Annotated in this window: 15 protein-coding genes and 2 pseudogenes; 7 read left to right on the top strand and 10 right to left on the bottom strand. The window is 59.8% G+C overall.

Annotated features, from left to right (window positions below; genetic code table 11):
* The 3 genes from JFV26_RS32075 to gnd form a co-directional block, all read right to left on the bottom strand.
* On the bottom strand, positions 1-780 hold a 780-nt coding region (locus JFV26_RS32075; protein WP_201197545.1), incomplete at its 3' end, for an HAD family hydrolase.
* The gene (gene zwf / locus JFV26_RS32070; protein ID WP_201197544.1) at positions 777-2,300 is read right to left on the bottom strand and encodes a glucose-6-phosphate dehydrogenase; all 1,524 of its coding nucleotides are present in this window, start codon (positions 2,298-2,300) and stop codon (positions 777-779) included. The genes JFV26_RS32075 and zwf, both read right to left, overlap by 4 nt.
* Entirely contained in the window at positions 2,297-3,277 is a 981-nt protein-coding gene (gene gnd / locus JFV26_RS32065; RefSeq protein ID WP_201197543.1) for a phosphogluconate dehydrogenase (NAD(+)-dependent, decarboxylating), read from the bottom strand. The genes zwf and gnd overlap by 4 nt, the downstream gene beginning before the upstream one ends.
* A 273-nt stretch (positions 3,278-3,550) precedes the next feature.
* On the opposite strand from gnd, the gene JFV26_RS32060 reads away from it, so the two are divergent.
* From JFV26_RS32060 to JFV26_RS32045, 4 genes are all read left to right on the top strand, one after another.
* Complete coding sequence (locus tag JFV26_RS32060; protein ID WP_201197542.1) at positions 3,551-3,730, top strand: DUF6026 family protein; 180 nt, start codon at positions 3,551-3,553, stop codon at positions 3,728-3,730.
* A gap of 373 nt (positions 3,731-4,103) precedes the next feature.
* Complete coding sequence (locus JFV26_RS32055) at positions 4,104-5,852, top strand: phosphoethanolamine transferase CptA (RefSeq protein ID WP_201197541.1); 1,749 nt, start codon at positions 4,104-4,106, stop codon at positions 5,850-5,852.
* A 239-nt stretch (positions 5,853-6,091) separates the two neighbouring features.
* Positions 6,092-8,332, top strand: a complete 2,241-nt coding sequence (locus JFV26_RS32050; RefSeq protein ID WP_201197540.1) for a TonB-dependent siderophore receptor — start codon at positions 6,092-6,094, stop codon at positions 8,330-8,332.
* 321 nt (positions 8,333-8,653) lie between these two features.
* Positions 8,654-8,860: a hypothetical protein gene (locus tag JFV26_RS32045; RefSeq protein WP_201197539.1), complete on the top strand. Its 207-nt coding sequence runs from the start codon at positions 8,654-8,656 to the stop codon at positions 8,858-8,860.
* A gap of 82 nt (positions 8,861-8,942) precedes the next feature.
* Here JFV26_RS32045 and JFV26_RS32040 read toward each other — a convergent pair whose 3' ends face one another.
* From JFV26_RS32040 to JFV26_RS32010, 7 genes and pseudogenes are all read right to left on the bottom strand, one after another.
* The gene (locus tag JFV26_RS32040) at positions 8,943-9,434 is read right to left on the bottom strand and encodes a GNAT family N-acetyltransferase (RefSeq protein WP_201197538.1); all 492 of its coding nucleotides are present in this window, start codon (positions 9,432-9,434) and stop codon (positions 8,943-8,945) included.
* A 159-nt stretch (positions 9,435-9,593) separates the two neighbouring features.
* The gene (locus JFV26_RS32035; protein ID WP_201197537.1) at positions 9,594-10,175 is read right to left on the bottom strand and encodes a DinB family protein; all 582 of its coding nucleotides are present in this window, start codon (positions 10,173-10,175) and stop codon (positions 9,594-9,596) included.
* A gap of 181 nt (positions 10,176-10,356) precedes the next feature.
* A pseudogene (gene zapE / locus JFV26_RS32030) lies at positions 10,357-11,474 on the bottom strand (cell division protein ZapE).
* Between the two features lie 175 nt (positions 11,475-11,649).
* Positions 11,650-11,991 (bottom strand): nuclear transport factor 2 family protein, encoded by a 342-nt coding sequence (locus JFV26_RS32025; protein WP_201197536.1) that lies wholly within the window; start codon positions 11,989-11,991, stop codon positions 11,650-11,652.
* Positions 11,992-12,042: 51 nt separating this feature from the next.
* Positions 12,043-12,759, bottom strand: a complete 717-nt coding sequence (locus JFV26_RS32020; RefSeq protein ID WP_201197535.1) for an HTH domain-containing protein — start codon at positions 12,757-12,759, stop codon at positions 12,043-12,045.
* Positions 12,760-13,245: 486 nt separating this feature from the next.
* Positions 13,246-14,205 (bottom strand): agmatinase, encoded by a 960-nt coding sequence (gene speB, locus JFV26_RS32015; RefSeq protein ID WP_201197534.1) that lies wholly within the window; start codon positions 14,203-14,205, stop codon positions 13,246-13,248.
* A 13-nt stretch (positions 14,206-14,218) separates the two neighbouring features.
* Positions 14,219-15,310 (bottom strand): polyamine ABC transporter substrate-binding protein, encoded by a 1,092-nt coding sequence (locus JFV26_RS32010; protein WP_201197533.1) that lies wholly within the window; start codon positions 15,308-15,310, stop codon positions 14,219-14,221.
* Between the two features lie 101 nt (positions 15,311-15,411).
* Here JFV26_RS32010 and JFV26_RS32005 point away from each other — a divergent pair, with 101 nt between their 5' ends.
* The 3 genes and pseudogenes from JFV26_RS32005 (at position 15,412) to JFV26_RS31995 (ending at position 18,591) form a co-directional block, all read left to right on the top strand.
* A complete protein-coding gene (locus tag JFV26_RS32005) occupies positions 15,412-16,311 on the top strand; it encodes a LysR family transcriptional regulator (RefSeq protein ID WP_201197532.1) in 900 nt (299 codons plus the stop codon).
* Positions 16,312-16,463: 152 nt separating this feature from the next.
* Positions 16,464-17,911, top strand: a pseudogene (locus JFV26_RS32000) (nucleobase:cation symporter-2 family protein).
* A 53-nt stretch (positions 17,912-17,964) separates the two neighbouring features.
* Entirely contained in the window at positions 17,965-18,591 is a 627-nt protein-coding gene (locus JFV26_RS31995; protein WP_201197531.1) for a TetR/AcrR family transcriptional regulator, read from the top strand.
* The last annotated feature ends 101 nt before the right edge of the window (positions 18,592-18,692 follow it).

Below are 18,692 nucleotides of genomic sequence, written 5' to 3'. Positions count from 1 at the left end.
GTCTTCGGTGTTGGCGCCGGTAACCACGTCGGCCTGGCGCTTCACCGTTTCCTCCGCCTGGCCCATGGCAATCGACAACCCGGCGCGATGGAACATCGCCGGGTCGTTGCCGCCATCGCCCAAAGCCGCTGTATGTTCGAGCGGTACACCGAGGTACTCGGCGAGTGTCGCCAGCGCCGCGCCCTTGTTGGCTTGCATCGCGGTCACGTCCAGATAAACCGGTTGTGAACGGGACACCTGAGCCTGGCCTTCCACTTCGGGCAATAGCAGCGCTTCCAGTTCGATCAACAACGCGGTGTTGTTGCTGGTGGCGACGATCTTGTCGATGCGTTCCAGGTACGGTTCAAAACTCTCGACCACCACCGGCGGATAGCCCAAACCGTGTTGCTCACGGGGCACCATCGGGCCATGCGGATCCTTGAGCAGCCAGTCACCACCACTGAACACCCAGATTTCAATGTCCGGCCGGTCGGCAAACAGCGCCAGTGCCGTCAGCGCAGCAGTGGCCGGCAAGTAATGCGCGACCAGCAAGCTGCCATCCGGTTTGACGATGGTGCCGCCATTGAAAGCGGCGGTCGGCAGGTCGACGCCCAGGGCTTCGATCTGCTGCAACATGGCTTTCGGTGGACGACCGGTGGCCAGGCTGAACAGTACGCCAGCCTCTCGCAACGAACGAACCGCGTCGATGGTGCGCTGGCTCAGACTGTGATCGGGCAGCAGCAAGGTACCGTCCATGTCGCTGAGCAGAAACCGGATGGCATGTTGCGCGGACTCACTCATCCGAGGCCGTGCCAGACGCGACCATCGCGGGCCAGCAGGTCCTCGGCGGCCTGTGGGCCGTCTTCACCGGCCGGATAGCTCTGCACGCTCGCGTCCTGCTGCCAGGCGTCGAGGAACGGCTGTACGGCGCGCCAGCCGTTCTCAATATTGTCGGCGCGCTGGAACAGCGTCTGGTCGCCGGTCAGGCAATCGTAGATCAAGGTTTCGTAGCCGGTGGACGGCTGCATTTCAAAGAAATCCTTGTAGGCGAACCCCAGTTCGATGTTGGCCATGTTCAACGCCGGCCCGGGCCGCTTGGCCAACAGGTCGAACCACATGCCTTCGTTGGGCTGGATCTGGATCCGCAGGTACGTCGGCTGCAACTCATCGACCTCGGTGTCGCGGAACTGCGCGTACGGCGCAGGCTTGAAGCAAATGACGATCTCAGTGTCGCGCACGCTCATGCGCTTGCCGGTGCGCAGGTAGAACGGCACGCCGACCCAGCGCCAGTTGTCGATCATCACCTTCAGCGCAACATAGGTTTCAGTGTTGCTGTCAGGCGCGACGTTGCCTTCCTGGCGATACCCGGTCAACGGCTTGCCGTCGACTTCACCCGCCGCATATTGACCGCGCACCGAGTTGGCTCGTGCATCCTCGACGGACCAGGGCCGGATCGCCCCGACCACTTTGGCCTTCTCGCCACGGACCGCATCGGCACCAAACGCGGCCGGCGGTTCCATGGCCACCATCGCCAGCAACTGGAACAGGTGATTGGGCACCATGTCCCGCAAGGCGCCGGTGTGTTCATAAAAACTGCCACGGGTTTCCACGCCAACGGTTTCGGCGGCGGTGATTTGCACGTGGTCGATGTAGTGATTGTTCCAGAACGCTTCGAACAGGCTATTGGAGAACCGGCTGACCAGAATGTTCTGCACGGTTTCCTTGCCCAGATAGTGATCGATCCGGTAGATCTGCTTCTCCGACATCACCTTGAGCAGGCAAGCGTTCAAGGCTTCGGCGGTGTGCAGGTCGTTGCCGAAAGGCTTTTCGATCACCACCCTTCTGAAGGCTTGTGGTGCTTCTTCAAGCAAACCGGCAGAGCCGAGACGGCGCACCACTTCGCTGAAGAAACGTGGCGCGGTGGCCAGGTAGAACACCGCATTGCCAGTGCCGCTGTCGGCGATTTTCGCCGCCAGCGCTTGATAAGTGCTGTCGTCCAGGAAGTCGCCCTGGACGTAGCTGATGCCTTTCGCGAGCTTGGCCCACAAGGTCGGATCAAGGGCTTCATCGCCCTTGCCGACCTTGGTGGCCGCTTCGGTGCGAATGAAGTCTTCGAGCTTCTGCGCGAAGGCTTCATCGCTGATGGCGTTGTGGTCAACGCCGATGATCCGCAGTCCATCATCGAGCAGGCCGTCACGGCTGAGGTTGTACAGCGCCGGCATCAGCAGACGCTTGACCAGATCACCGTGAGCACCGAACAGGAACAACGTGGTCGGTGGCGCGGGCTCTGCCTTGGATTTCTTGCGGATCGTATTGGTCATTTTTTCGAAGTCTCCACGTGGCCGCCGAAGCCGAAGCGCTGGGCTGAGAGAATCTTGTCGCCAAAGGTGCCTTGCCCGCGTGAACGGTAGCGAGAGAACAGCGAGTTCGACAGCACCGGTACCGGCACCGATTGCTCCATGGCGGCTTCGATGGTCCAGCGACCTTCACCGCTGTCTGCCACCGAGCCTGAGTAACCCTCGAGTTTCGGGTCGCTGGCCAGGGCGTCGGCGGTCAGGTCCAGCAACCACGAGGACACGACGCTGCCACGACGCCAGACTTCGGCGATGTCGCCGACATTGAGGTCGAAGCGCTGGTCTTCCGGCAAGTTCTCGCTGGCCTTGGTCTTGAGGATGTCGAAGCCTTCGGCGAAGGCCTGCATCATTCCGTACTCGATGCCGTTGTGGATCATCTTGACAAAATGGCCAGAGCCCGCAGGGCCGGCGTGAATGTAGCCGCGCTCGGCGCGATCGTCGTCGGACTTGCGGTCCTTGGTACGCGGGATGTCGCCCAGGCCAGGGGCCAGGCTTTCGAACAACGGGTCGAGACGTTTAACGGTCTCGGCGTCGCCGCCGATCATCATGCAGTAGCCGCGCTCCAGGCCCCAGACGCCGCCGGAGGTGCCGACGTCGATGTAGTGCAGGCCTTTTTCCGACAGGGTTTTCGCCCGGCGGATGTCGTCTTTATAGAAGGTGTTGCCGCCATCGATGATGGTGTCACCGGCTTCGAGCAAGTTGCTCAGGGTGTCGATGGTCTCTTCGGTCGGCGCGCCGGCCGGCAGCATGACCCAGACCGCACGTGGCTTGGCCAGGCCAGCCACCAGGGCCGGCAAATCAACGACGCCGGTGGAGCCTTCTGCGGCCAGGTTCTCGACGAAGGCGGTATTGCGGTCGTAAACAACGGTGGTATGCCCGTTGAGCATCAGGCGCCGCGCAATATTACCGCCCATGCGGCCCAGTCCAATAATCCCGAGTTGCATGTGCTGATGCTCCTTACTGCAAATAATGTGTGTCAAAGGTTATAGCCCAACGCGACTCATTCGAGTTAGTCCAGCGTATGGGGATGAAGTTTCCGGGCATTGTGCCCGATCCAGACTGATAACGTCGGGAATCGTGCCGAAGACACACCGACCATGAAAAATAAAAAAGTTCCAATCGAGGGCAAAAGAAACCAAAATCGGTGCCGATAGTGAGGGTGTCGTCCAGATGAACGACGCAATCACAGTTGATGCAGGCCATTTGCGAGGTGAGCAATGGACACAATCGTTACCGCACGTCCCCCACAAACTCTCTACGTCACTATTCGTCGTGAAGAACTGCGCCAATTGAAAGATGAGCGTGACGCCTTGAAGCACCAGGTGACGCAGCTTCGTCAATTGTTGCAGCAAGCCCAGCTAGCAGGGCAAACAGTACCAGCCCTGCATAACGCTTGAAACACAGCGCACACGCTACCTCCTGCTTTGCGGCTCCAGGCACGGCAATGCGGTAAAGGGTAGCGGCTGCAGACTGATCTGCTGACAACGCTTACAAATGTTTCATTTTGAGCTTCCCCGCTTTGGGTGCGGGCTGCCTCCCGCATGCCTGATGCCCAGCTGAATCGGCTGCCCCCCCGCGTCTCCCTGTATGCCCGGCCGACAGTCGCTCATCACCGAACCTGTCGCTTGCCTGAATGAAACTCACAAAGTTTTCACATTCTTCTGGCGATACTCCCGATCCTTGTGGCTGTTCGGTTCTCGGGCAGCGGTTTCTCGTGGGTTGGTTTGATGACGCCGGTGACTCCATGACGCCGGCGGGAGTACGTACTTAATGGCATTGCTCAAACGCAGCAAAACGTCTGCGAAAGGTTTCGATTGGGCCGGGTTTATCTGGCTGTTTGTATTCTTCTGGTATTTCTCCGGCATCACCCAGCTGCTGATTCAGTTGACTGGCACTTCCGGTTTCAGCGGATTTCGCCAGGCATTCGTAATGAGTGCCGTGTGGCTGGCGCCGATGCTGTTGTTCCCCAATCGCACCCGCCTTCTGGCCGCACTGATCGGCATCGTGCTGTGGGCTTGTTCAATGGCCAGCCTGGGCTACTTCTTCATCTACCAGCAGGAATTTTCCCAGAGCGTCATCTTCATCATGTTCGAGTCGAACATCTCTGAAGCTGGCGAGTACATGACCCAGTACTTTGCCTGGTGGATGGTGCTGGCCTTCCTGGCGCACACCGCGTTCGCCTACTTCCTGTGGACCCGCTTGCGTGCGGTGTACATGCCACGCTGGCAGGCATTCGTCGCCGCCACCGCCATTCTGGTGGCCGTGGTCGGTTATCCGCTGGTCAAACAGACCGCCCGCACTGGCAGCTTTGCCGGCGGCTTCGAGAAATTCGAAACCCGGATCGAGCCAGCCGTGCCTTGGCAGATGGCCGTGGCCTATCACCGCTACCTCGACACCCTCGCCGGCATGCAAGACATGCTCGACAGTGCGAGCAAGATCGCGCCGCTGAAAAACCTCAAGAACACCCTGTCCGATCAGCCCTCGACCCTGGTGTTGGTCATCGGCGAGTCCACCAACCGTCAGCGCATGAGCCTGTACGGCTACAACCGGGATACCACCCCGGAACTGGACAAGCTCAAGGATCAACTGGCGATCTTCAATAACGTCATCACCCCGCGCCCCTACACCATCGAGGCGCTGCAGCAGGTGTTGACCTTCGCCGACGAAGAGAACCCGGACCTTTATCTGACGACGCCGTCGCTGGTCAGCATGATGAAACAGGCGGGTTACAAAACCTTCTGGATCACCAACCAGCAGACCATGACCAAGCGCAACACCATGCTCACGACGTTCTCCGAACAGGCCGACGAGCAGGTGTACCTGAACAACAACCGTAACCAGAACGCCGCCCAGTACGATGGCGACGTGATCGAGCCGTTCAACAAGGCCCTGGGCGATCCGGCGGCACACAAGTTGATCGTCGTGCACCTGCTCGGTACGCACATGAGCTACCAGTACCGTTACCCGCCGACCTTCGACAAGTTCAAGGACCGAACCGGCGTTCCGGCCGGCGTAACCGACGACGAAGTACCGACCTACAACAGCTATGACAACGCGGTGCTGTACAACGACTTCGTGGTGTCGAGCCTGATCAAGGACTATTCCAAAAAAGATCCGAACGGCTTCCTGCTGTACCTCTCCGACCACGGCGAAGACGTCTTCGACTCGGCGGGCCACAACACGCTGGGCCGTAACGAAAACAAACCGACAGCGCCGATGTACACGATTCCGTTCATGGCCTATGCCTCGCCGAAGTGGCGTGAAACCCACGACTGGAGCTTTGCCGCTGACCTGAGCCGCCCTTACAGCAGCTCGCAGTTGATCCACACCTGGGCCGATCTGGCCGGCCTGAGTTTCGATGAACTGGACCGCAGCAAAAGCCTGGTCAGCGACAGCTTCAAGCCGCGACCGTTATTGATCGGCAACCCTTATGAGCGTCAGGTGCGTCCGTTGATTGACTTCAGCCTGCTCAAACCTAAACCGGTGTCCGGCCAAGACCCGGCGGTGGTCAAGCAGTAATCCATTAGGGGCCGGAAACGGCCCCTTTTTTGTGGGAGCGAGCCTGCTCGCGAAGAAGGCGCCACATCCAACATTGATGCTGCCTGACACACCGCTTTCGCGAGCAAACGTTGCTCCTGCGGTTTGCTTGTCGAAACATCATGAAATGACAATTATTCTCGTTTGACGCTAAATCCCCCCGTTTCTCCTCGTCTTTGAACAAATGGAAATTTTCCCTCGAAGACAAGGAGTCGGCCACGATGTTTGCGCCTATCACCCGTTCCATGACCTTGACCCTTGGGCTCTGCAGTGCAGCGCTGAGCCCGGATTTGCTGGCCGAAACCGCCCCCGAAAAGGCCCCGGCAACCAGTGCCCTGGAACTGGCCAGCACCCACGTAACTGCAGAGGGCTTGGGCAGCACCACCGAAAACACTTCGTCCTACACCACCGGCGCCATGAGCACCGCGACCCGGCTGAACCTGTCGATCAAGGAAACCCCGCAATCGGTGTCCGTGGTCACGCGCCAGCAAATGGACGACTTCAAACTCGGCACCCTGTCCGAAGCGATGAGCCAGACCACCGGCGTGGTGGTCCAGCACAATGACTCGGACCGAGTGAGCTATTCGTCCCGTGGCTACGGCATCAACAACTTCCAGATTGATGGCATGCTCAACACCTTCGGCCGGATGAAGTCCGATTCAGACACGATCATCTACGACCGCATCGAAGTGGTCCGCGGCGCCACCGGCTTGACCACTGGCGCAGGCGACCCGTCGGCCACCATCAACATGGTGCGCAAGCGACCCACCGCACAATGGCAAGCCCGGACCGGGGTCAGTGGCGCCAGCCATGACGATTACTACAGCTATGTGGATGTCGGCGGCCCGCTGGCATTCGACGGACGTGTTCGCGGGCGCAGCGTGCTGGCCTATCGCGACAGTCAGTCGTTTCGCGACGACTACCAACTGCAACGGGAAGTCGGCTACGGCGTGCTTGAAGCGGATCTGAGCGACGACACGCTGCTGGCGGTGGGTTACGACTATCAGGACAAACAGGTTCAAGGCACGTCCTGGGGCACGGTGCCTTACTGGAACTCGTCCGGTGGCAAGGCCGACCTGGGCCGCTCCACCAACATGGCCACGCCATGGAGTTCGTGGCCGCTGAAGGACAAGACGGCCTTCGCCAACCTCGATCAACACCTGGGCCGCGGCTGGCACCTCAAGGCCGCCTACACCCACCGCGAGAGCGATACCGACGGCAAGGTCTACTACGGCGGCAGTGGTTTCCCGAATGACGATCGCAGCGGCATGAGCGCCTACCGAGGGCACATGCTCGGCACGCAAAAAATGAACACCTATGACCTCAACGTCGCCGGCCCTTACGCGCTGTTCGGGCGCGAGCACGAGCTGATGTTCGGCTATGGCGAAGCCGAGCGCAGTTCAGATTCGCCCTACACCGTGGCGGGCGCGGTCCCCGCCGGCTACGGCAATATTGCTGACTGGAAGTACATGGGCGGTATCGCCAGGTTCCCCGACACGGTCACCGGCCTCACGGGCGACTCGGACAGCACCCGCCAGAAAGCCGGCTACCTGGCCACTCGCCTCAACCTGACCGACCGGTTTCATGCGGTACTCGGCAGCCGTTACGGCAGCTGGAAAACTTCGAGCAAGGTCCGAACATACGACAAAAACCTGCAACTGACGGATCTCGAAATCACCAGCCAGCAACAAAGCGATATCTGGACGCCCTACGCTGGATTGCTCTACGACCTTACCTCGGAGTACACCGTTTACGTCAGCTACACCGACATCTTCAAACCCCAGGACAATCGCGACGCCAATCGCAAGTACCTTGAGCCGGTGGTCGGCAGCAACTATGAACTGGGCCTCAAGGGCAGCCTGTTGGAGGAACGCCTGAATCTCGCCACGGCACTGTTCTGGAGCCAGCAGGACAACGTTGCCGAACTGGATAACTCGGTGCCGCCAGACCCGGTGACCGGTGAAGAGTTCTTCAAATCCGGGGGCAAGGGGCAGAAGGTCCAGGGTTTCGAAGTCGAAGTCTCGGGCGAAGTCATGACCGACTGGAACATGACTGCCGGATACACCTACACCCATGCGGCCAACGGTGATAAGCAGCGCGCCAATACCACGCAACCGCTGAACATGTTCCGCCTGTCCACGGCGTATCGCCTGCCAGGTGACTGGCACGCACTGACGGTGGGTGGCGCGGTGAACTGGCAGAGCGATATCTGGGGCAAATCCAATCGCCCGGTTGGCCGGGATACCGACGGCGAGTTGATCACCGAAAACGCGAAGATCCGCCAGGAGGCTTACACCGTGGTCAAGCTGATGTCGCGCTACGAGTTCGACAAACACCTGTCTGCCTCGCTGAACGTCGATAACCTGTTCGACAAGAAATATTACGACAACGTCGGCTTCTACAACGGCGTGTACTGGGGCGACCCACGGACCGTAACACTGAGCCTGGACTGGAAACTCTAAGCCCGCCACCAATCAACTGTGGGAGCGAGCCTGCTCGCGATGGCGGTGGTACGCCCAACGATGATGTTGAAGCTGATGGCCTCTTCGCGAGCAAGCCCGCTCCCACAAGTATCTGCGTCAAACGCGGTACCTGAGTCCACTAAACATCAACGGTGAGAGCGAGCAGGCTCACTCCCACAGGGATATGCGTCGAACGCGGTACTTGAGCTTCCACAGTTTTTTTCGGTGTTAACCCCGACTTAATGGGGTACGCCAATACTGCGCCCACGCCCTTGAATCACGGATGAAAGGCACCCCGTCATTCTTAGTGGGAGACACACCATGAAACGAGTCAGCCTGATCTTCGCCGGCCTGCTTATCGTCGGTTCCGCCAGTGCATTTGCCGAAGGCGGCGCGCAGCGGATGAAGCATCACTGGGACAACTTTCCGGTCCACACCGCACAACCGCAAACCGATCAGCGTCAAAGTGGGCAACTGCGGGTTCCGGACGATCAAACCGCGCAAGTGACCGAAAGCTACAAACCCTAAACCGATGGACCTCTGGCGGCCTGCTCCGACGTCAGAGCTGGCACTTGGGCGTCCTGATGGACGCCCTTTTTTTGCCTGGGATTTACAGCGCCTTGATCCAGAACAACATGCGGCCATGGGCCGGGTCGAACATGCCGGCAGCAAAACCGAACTTGGCGTAGGACGCCTGGGCCACGTCATTGCCCTCCAGGACTTCGAGGGTGATCTTGCAGCAACCGCGCTGACGGGCGATCTCTTCGACCTTTTGCAGCATCTTCTGGCTCAGGCCCAAGCCGCGAAACTTCGACACCACCGACACATCATGGACGTTGACCAACGGCCGGCAGGCAAAGGTTGAAAAGCCTTCAAAGCAATTCACCAGCCCCGCCGGTTCGCCGCCGACGAATGCCAACACACTGAACGCATAAGGACGCTTGGCCAGTTCCGCCGGCAGTTGTCGCAGGACATCGGCGGACAATGGTTTGCCGCCACCCATAGGGTCTTCGGCATAGTCGTTCAGCACCAGGCAAATGGCCTCGGCGTGTATGGGGTTGGTGTAGCTGGCTTGAAGTACAAGTATTTCTGCGGATTCCATTTCCACCCTCGATCACACAACAGTTTGCCTCAGTGCGCGTTGCGCGCACTGGAAGGACGGGAGACATTAGCAAGGGTTGGGGGTCAAGATCAAAAGATCGCAGCCTTCGGCAGCGCTCACAGGCGCGTAGGAGCTGCCGAAGGCTGCGATCTTTTGATCTTAATGCCCCCAGATCAACTCCTCAGTCCAGCCCAACTCGGCAAAATCCTCGACCCGCAACCCCGCCTCCCCGACACAGAAAAATTCATCCAGCTGCGGTGGTTTGACGGCGGTCGCGCTGAGCATCACGTGAACCTGTCCGCGATGATGGATCTGGTGTTCGAACAAATGCGACAGCATGCGCAAACGGCTGTCGTGTTGCGGCGTGTCACGAGCGATGGTCACCAGTCGCCCGAGGTCGGCATCACGCAATTGCTCGCAATAGGCGATCAGCCGATTATCCACATGGGCTTGCTCACGCTTGAGATCGGCAGCCGCCGTGAACGGCTGATCGTCTTTGAAAAACACGTAGCAATCGTGATGCGGCTCATCACCGCGCCGCTCGCGCTCAAGGGCGTCTACATAGAACCAGTCGCAGGTCAGGATGTGATTGAGGGTCGCGACGATACTCGGGAAGAAACTGACGCGCGGCGCCGCCAGTTCCACCGCGCTCAACTGACCCCAGGCCTTGGCCAGTCGATGGTTGGCCCAGGCATTCTGGTAGGCCATGGTCAGCAAATGGTGGGACAAAGGCTGATTCATCGTCGCTCCTTCTAGTGTCCAGTCTCACAAATACGTTGCTCTTTTGACGAGTGGCTGTTGTCGTCAGGCAAGGCGCCGCGACGAGTCATAGCCCGCTATGGCGAGGAGCTGCAACGCAGCATGACGGCAACAGACGCCGTCAAAAAGGAACAGCATTTGCGAGACCGGACACTAGTAGTGCTCAAGCGTCGGCAAAACGTTGCAGCTGCATTTCCTGTAGTCGGCTGAGGGTGCGGCGGAACGGGAACTCCAGATAACCTTCGGTGTACAGCGCGTCCATCGGCACGTGGGCTTCAAGGTACAGCGGCACCTTGCGGTCATAGCACTCGTCCACCAGCGCGATGAAACGCCGTACACCGTCGTCGTGCACCGACAACTGCGGCAAATCACGATCACCGGCCACCACCCGTTCCACGCCATCCTCAGTGCCCTGGGCGATGCGCCCTTCGCGCTTCTGCGCGCTGAGGTTGGGCACGTCACTCATCAGAATAGCGCTGAAGGTGTCACACAGGGCCATGAAGTCCATGGCAGCAAATGGTTGCTCGCATAGATCCGCGTAGCGGCACCAGAGCACCGTCGCGCTGGCCTGCACCACGTTGACCGTGCGGTAGCCAACCTCGACCGGGTCGCTGGACACCGACTGGCCAATGGTCAAGGCCTTGAACGCCGCGGCCAGCCCACTGGCCAGCCCCGGCGCAGTCACCCAATATCGCTGCAACGCCGTCCCCGGATGCAGGCGATGATCTTCGCCGCCATCCACCGCGATCACCTGCATGTGCTTTTTGATCGCCTCGATGGCCGGGACAAAACGGTCGCGATTGAAGCCGTCGGCATACAGCTGATCCGGTGGCTGGTTGGAGGTACAGACCACCACCACGCCCTCGTCGAACATCACCTGGAACAAACGACCGAGAATGATCGCGTCGCCGATGTCGTTGACGAACAGCTCATCGAAACACAACACCCGGACTTCCCGGCCAATTCCCGGGCCAGGGCTTTCAACGGATCGGCCGTGCCGGTCAGTTGAAACGAACGCTGATGCACCCAGCCCATAAAGTGGTGGAAATGCTGACGCCGGGCCGGCACCTGCAGGCTGTTGTAGAACTGATCCATCAACCAGGTCTTGCCCCGACCGACCGGGCCCCAGAGGTAAACGCCGGTAATCGGCGTGCGCCCTTCATGCAGCGCTTCGTAGCACTTTTGCAGCGCCCATACGGCATGTTCCTGGGCTTCGTCCTGGACGAAGCCCTTTTGTTCGATGGCGTGTTGCCAGGCGCTCAAGGGGGAATCGGAAGTCATAAGGGCCGCGCTTCAGGTTTGAAGCTGAGCAGTATGCCAGCCACCCAACTATTTGAAACACCGCAATCCCCTGTGGGAGCGAGCCTGCTCGCGAAAGCGGTGTGTCAGACAACAAAGATGTTGAATGTTAATCCGCCTTCGCGAGCAGGCTCGCTCCCACTGGTACTGAGTGGTGTCAGAGGGAGATGTCCAGCCGGGCAATCTTGCCCTGTTCGTCAAGGCGAAAGGTGTAGCGCAGTTCCAGCGGGCTACCGGGAAACGTTCCGGATATCAGGTTGTGCACCAGCACCTTGCCGGTGCGCAGTTGAACGTCGAGCACCTCGACCCGCGGCTGATAACGCTGGGCGGTGTCTTGCATCCATTGGGCGATGGCCTGGGTGCCGACCTGATGCTCGCCTTCATCGAAGACGTTGGCATCCTCAGCGAAAAAACTGGCGACCCTTGTGCTGTCGCGCGCATTGGCAGCGGCGATGTAAGCAGCGATGGCCGGGGCCAGTGAAGTGGCTGGGTTAGACATGTTGCAGCTCCTTGTTGTTTGATTCTGGAGCCATGCTAAAGCACCGTTGTGTCAGTTCTTGTCAGGAGTGAATCGCCCGGCTTCGTCCAGTTCCATCTGCTTGCGCCAGGTGCGCAGCAGGTCGCTGCGCCGACCGGGATAGCATTCGCCCTGCTCGCTCGCCGCCGATATCCGGTCAGTGCGAAAGGTCCGATAGGCGCTGCGCAACTCGCACCAGGCGACGATGATCCGCACCTCGTTGAGAAATCCCAGCGCCAAGGGCCAGATCAAGCGCTGCGTCGGCACCTGGTTGGCGTCCGCGTAATCAATGTGCAGCTTGGCCTGATGGCGGATCGCCTGGCGAAACACATTCAACGGCACAATGTTTTGCGCAAAGCCAAAACCCGGAGGGCCGGGCATGACCGTCGGGTTGTGCAACGCCTCCAGCGCCTCAGGTGCCAACACCGCGGCAATCTTGGCCAGTGCATCCGCCGCCGCTTTGCTCAACACCTCATCGCCGCGCTGATCGACATAGCGCAAACCCAGCACGATGGCTTCGGTTTCGTCGGCATTGAGCATCAATGGCGGCAAAAACAGACCACTGCGCAATACGTAGCCAATCCCTGCCTCGCCATAGATCGGCGCGCCTAGGGCCGTGAGTTCGGCGATGTCGCGATACAGCGTGCGCTCGGAAATCTCCAGTTCCCCGGCCAAAGTCGCAGCGGTCGCCGGGCGACTTTTACCCCGCAGCACTTGCAGCAAAGTGAGTAAACGAGTGGTTCGCGACACGGTCGGCACGCTCAATGCGGAAAAGTGCTCGCAGCTTAGCAAAGGCTGTTGTCAGAAACTGGCAGTAGCGATTTGCCCGAGGGTCGATCCGATTGCGACGGATGAAAATGCCGGTTTCGGCCGCAAAACCGGCCTGCGGGTCTCGGGCGCCAGCCACTTCGGCACCGGTTGGGGCACGAGCAGTTGGCGCGGCTTGATGGGATCAGTAGCGTGGAGCCGGGGGTGCCCCATGGGATGATTGCCGGGGCGGTGGCGCGCTATACCGGGGTTGAGACGCTGGAGCTGCCGAGGGTTGCGGTGGCCTGAAAAAGCTTCGCGGGCAAGCCTCGCGCCTACAGGGTTTGAGTCGAAACACAATGTTTTGACCGACACAAATCAATTGTGGGAGCGAGCTTGCTCGCGATAGCGGCCTCACATTCAACAACCATGTTGGATGTTATGGCCTCATCGCGAGCAAGCTCGCTCCCACATTTTCAGGCGCTGTTTTTAACGGTCGACTTTGTGCCTGGCGGCATACAGGCAGAGCATTTCCATCGCCAAGGTTGCCGCTGCCAGTGAGGTTATGTCCGCGCTGTCGTAGGCCGGGGCCACTTCCACCACGTCCATGCCCACCAGATTGATCCCGCGCAGACCGCCGAGGATCTCCAGCGCCTGCACCGTGCTCAAGCCGCCGCACACCGGAGTTCCGGTGCCCGGCGCGAATGCCGGATCGAGGCAGTCGATGTCGAACGTCAGGTATACCGGGTTATCGCCGACCCGCGCCCGAATCGCCTCGACAATCGCCTCGCACCCCTGGCGATGCACTTGCCGTGCGTCCAGTACTTGAAAGCCCATGTGATCGTCGTTGGTGGTGCGCAAACCGATCTGCACCGAGCGCGACGGATCCACCAGACCTTCCTTGGCCGCGTGCCAGAACATCGTGCCGTGATCGACGCGTTTGCCCTCCTCGTCCGGCCAGGTGTCGCTGTGGGCGTCGAAGTGGATCAACGACAACGCACCATGCTTGCGGGCATGGGCCTTGAGCAGCGGGTAGGTGATGAAGTGGTCACCACCAAACGTGAGCATCGCGCTGCCAGCGTTCAAAATGTGTTCGGCGTGGGCTTCGATGCTTTCCGGCACCGATTGCGGCATGCCGTAGTCGAAGTCGCAATCGCCGTAATCAATCACCGCCAAGTGATCGAACGGGTCGAACGTCCATGGCCAGTGGCGCTCCCAGGCAATCCCGGTGGACGCGGCACGAATGCCCCGCGGTCCGAAACGCGCGCCGGGGCGGTTGCTGGTGGCGGTGTCGAACGGCACGCCGCTGACCGCGACGTCGACCCCGCGCAAGTCGCGGCTGTAGCGCCGGCGCATGAAACTGGTGATACCGGCGTAGGTGCTTTCGGCGTCAGTCCCGTAAAGACTGTCGCGGGTCATGGCCTGGTCGTTTTGCACAGGGACATCCATGGTGAATTCCTTATTATTGACGGCTACGGAAAGTGGTCCACATGCGGGTGCGCTGGCGCATGTCCTTGAGGTTCATGCTTTGGTCGGCGTACAAGCGGTCGCGCACATTGGCGGGAGGATAAATATCCGGGTTGGTGCGCACCGCCTCATCCACAAGGGGTGTTGCGGCTTGGTTGGCGTTGGCAAAAAACAGCGTATTGGTGACCCCGGCGACGGATTCGGGGCGCAACATGAACTCGACAAACGCCTGCGCCGCTTCAGGGTGTGGCGCGTCTTTGGGGATCGCCAGATTGTCCTGCCAGACCAGCGTGCCGTCCTTGGGAATGCGGTAAGTCACCTCGTACGGCTTGTTGGCCTTTTGCGCCTGGTCGGCGGCCATGCTGGCGTCACCGTTGTAGGCCAACGCCAGGCAAATGCTGCCGTTGGCCAGATCACTGATCTGCCGACCGGTGGCGACGTACAGCACATTCGGCTGTAACTGATGCAGCAACGCCTCGGCGGCTGACAGATCAGCCTTGTCGGTGCTGTAGGGATCTTTGCCGAGGTAGTGCAGTGCCAGGCCGATCACTTCCTGCGGCGAATCGATGATCGCGATGCCGCAATCTTTCAGCTTGCTGGCGTATTCAGGCTTGAACAGCAGGTCCAGGCTGTTGAGCGGCACATTCGGCAAACGCTTCTTTACCGCCTCGACATTCAGCCCCAGACCCAAAGTGCCCCAGGTATACGGCACGCCAAAGCGGTTGCCAGGGTCGGTGGCGGCAGCCTTTTTCAGCAAGTCCGGATCGAGGTTGGCGTGGCCCTTTAAACTGTCGAGGGGAATCGACTTCAACGCATTGGCGGCAATCCCGCGCGCCATGACGCTGGAAGAAGGCACCACCACGTCATAGCCGCTGCCACCGGTCAGCAGCTTGGTTTCCAGGACTTCGGAGCTGTCGAAGGTGTCGTAACGCACCTGGATGCCGGTTTCCTGCTCGAACTGCTTGATGGCCTCGGGAGCAAAGTAATCCTGCCAACTGTAGAGGTTGAGAATCTTATCCTCGGCCTGGGCCGACACAGCGACAGCGAGTAACAACGCGGGGCAACACAGCTTGAAGAGAGGAGCCATGATAAACACCTGACCTGTTGAAGTGGTTACAGCGTGCGCCGTCGGATACATTGGTGAAATATCAAGTTTGTTAACCTGACATTATCCCGGAGTAATGTTTGATGTTCGGTCAACTCCACGATCTGGACCTGCAACTGCTGCGCCTGTTTGTCAGCGTGGTCGAATGCGGCGGCTTCAGTGCGGCCCAGGGTGAACTGGGCTTGAGCCAGTCAAGCATCAGCCAGCAAATGGCCAGGCTCGAAACCCGGCTCGGCTATCGACTGTGCAGTCGCGGCAAGGGCGGCTTCAAAATCACGCCCAAAGGTGAGCAACTGCTGATTGCGACCCGTGGATTGTTTGAGTCCATCGAAGCCTTCCGTCATCAGTCCAACGGTGTCGCCGGGCGTTTGATTGGCGAGGTACGGGTGGGGCTGTCCGAAGCCCTCGATCAATCGGTGCTGCAACGAGTCGCGGATGCGATCCGGCGGTTTCGCGAGCGGGATGAGTCGGTGCGGATCGAGCTGATCAGTGCCATGCCCGGCGAAATGGAGCGTTTAATGCTGCAACAGCGGCTGGACCTGGCGATCGGCTATTTCTCACAGGTGCAAAGCGCGTTTGACTACCGTGAGTTGTTCAGCGAGACACAGCATTTGTACTGCGCGCCGGGTCATCCGTTGTTCAGCAATGAGGTGCCGGATAATGAAGCATTTCAGGCCTGCGACCGGGTGGACCACCCTTATCGCTTTCTACGCAGTGACGAGCCATTCCAAGGCAAGTTGTGTTCGGCACGCTCGGAGCAGGTTGAAGGCACCCTCGCCTTTATTCTTTCTGGCAAACACGTCGGTTACTTGCCGAGTCACTTTGCCCGAAGCTGGGAAGACAAGGGCTTGCTTCGGGCCGTGAGGGTTGGGGAAATGAGTTTCGATGTCGGGTTTCACCTGGCTCGGCATCGGGCGCAGGTGCCGGGGGACGCGCAGAAGGCGTTTGAGGAGGATGTGTTGGCGGCGTTTGGAACCATTTAATGCAAGATCAAATGATCGCAGCCTTCGGCAGCTCCTACATGGGATCGCGGTTCAAATGTAGGAGCTGCCGAAGGCTGCGATCTTTGCCGCTCATGCAATCTTTCTGGCATCCTGCGCCTCCATTTTCTGACCTGGCCCCTGGCGCTTTCCTCGTGACCTCATCTGAACACGCAAAACCCCAGCCCCGCTCCGACCTCATCTACGGCCTCAACGACCGCCCGCACCTAACCGCCACGGTTTTCGCCGCCCTGCAACACGTGCTCGCAAGTTTCGTCGGGATCATCACCCCGACCCTGATCATGGGCGGCGCGCTGGGCCTGCAAAGCGAAATCCCGTACCTGATCAGCATGGCGCTGTTCGTCTCCGGGCTGGGCACCTTCGTCCAGGCGCGGCGGTTCGGTCCGGTGGGTTCCGGTTTGCTGTGCCTGCAAGGCACCAGTTTTTCGTTTATCAGCGTAATCCTCAGCGCCGGTTTCATGGTCAAGGCCCGGGGTGGCGGCACCGATGAAATCCTTTCGACGATCTTCGGCGTGTGCTTTTTCGCCGCCTTCATCGAAGTCGTGTTGAGCCAGTTCATCGGCAAACTGCGGATGCTGATCACCCCGGTGGTCACCGGCACCATCATCACGCTGATGGGCCTGTCGCTGATCAAGGTCGCCATGACCGACATCGCCGGCGGTTTCGGCGTGGCGGACCTCGGCGCCAGCCATCATCTGGCCCTGGCGGCGCTGGTGCTGGGGACCATCGTGGTGTTGAACCGGGTCGATGTGCCGTTCCTGCGCCTCGGTGCGATTGTGATCGGCCTGACTCTCGGCTACGTCGTCGCCTGGCTGATGGGCGATGTCGATTTCGCCAGCCTGCCCACCGTGCCGCTGGTGAGCGTACCAGTGCCGTTCAAGTACGGTTTCAACTTCGATTGGGTCGCGTTTGTGCCGGTGGCAGTGATTTTCCTGGTGTCACCGCTGGAAGCCGCCGGAGACCTGACGGCCAACTCGATGATTTCCGGGAACCGGTCAAAGGCCCGATCTACATTCGCCGGATCAAGTCCGGCCTGCTCGCCGACGGTCTCAACTCGGCCATGGCCGCGGTGTTCAACAGCATGCCAATGGTGACCTTCGCCCAGAACAACGGCGTGATCCAGCTCACCGGCGTGGCCAGCCGTTATGTCGCGTTTTTCATTGCCGGGCTGCTGGTGCTGCTGGGCTTGTTCCCGATGATCGGCGCGGTGCTGCAACTGATGCCCAAACCGGTGCTCGGTGGTGCGGAACTGGTGATGTTCGGCACGGTGGCCGTGGCCGGGATCAAGATCCTCGCCGAAGCCGGCCTGCATCGTCGCAACATGCTGATCGTCTCGATTTCCCTGGGAATGGGCCTGGGGATCGCCGCTGTGCCGCAGGTGCTGCGCGAATTGCCGCAGGCCCTGCACAACATCTTCGAATCGCCGATCACCGTCGGTGCACTGTGCGCGATCTTTCTCAACGTGTTCTTGCCCGAAGAGTTCATGGAACTTGAGGAAGACGATTTCGACCCGGAAGCGTCGATCCTGCAAGTCATGGAAAACCCGCCGGCCACCGAAACAGCGCCAAGCCTGAAGCGCTGAACGCAGCGTGCTACATTCCCAGCGACTCCGCTTGGCACAAGGTTGACTGCACGTTGAACAAGAAGACCGGCATCCGGGCCGCCCAGGCCCGACAGACCCGCACACGGATACTCGAAGCGGCGGTGAAAGTGTTCACCCGCGACGGTTATTCCGGGGGCCGGGTCGAGAGTATTTCCCGGGAAGCCGAGTCCAACGACCGCATGCTCTATTACTACTTCGGCAGTAAGGAGCAGTTGTTTATCTGCGTGCTGGAACACACCTACGAGCAGTTCAACAAGGCCGAAAGCCGACTCAAGCTCGACCTGAGCCAACCGCTGGTGGCGTTGCAGGAGCTGGTGGCGTTCGTCTGGCATTACTACGTCAAGCACCCGGAATTTGTCGCGATTCTCAGCAATGAAAACCTGCACAATGGCAAGCACGCGCAGCAGTCCAGCGAACTGCGTCGGTTGTCCGGGGAAGCGGTCGGAGTGTTAAGGCCGATCATTGAGGCAGGTCAGGCGCAGGGGCTGTTTCGTGAGGTGCTGGACATCAAGCACGTGTATTTGATGATTGCCTCACTTTGTTATTTCTATAACTCCAACCGGCATACGCTCAGCTCGTTCCTCGGCGAGGATTTGGCGGACAAGGGGCAGCAGCAGGATTGGTTGGGGTTTATTCAGGATCTGGTGGTGCGGGGGTGATGAGGTTGCCCGGGCAGGATCAAGGGTGAATGTACTGGCCTCATCGCGGGCAAGCCTTGCTCCTGCAGGATGTGCGTAGCGCCTGTAGGAGCAAAGCTTGC

The sequence above is a fragment of the Pseudomonas sp. TH31 genome (assembly GCF_016650815.1).
Lineage (GTDB): Bacteria > Pseudomonadota > Gammaproteobacteria > Pseudomonadales > Pseudomonadaceae > Aquipseudomonas.
The sequence above is the reverse complement of the archived record's forward strand: the minus strand, read 5'-3'. Positions and strand labels throughout refer to the sequence as shown.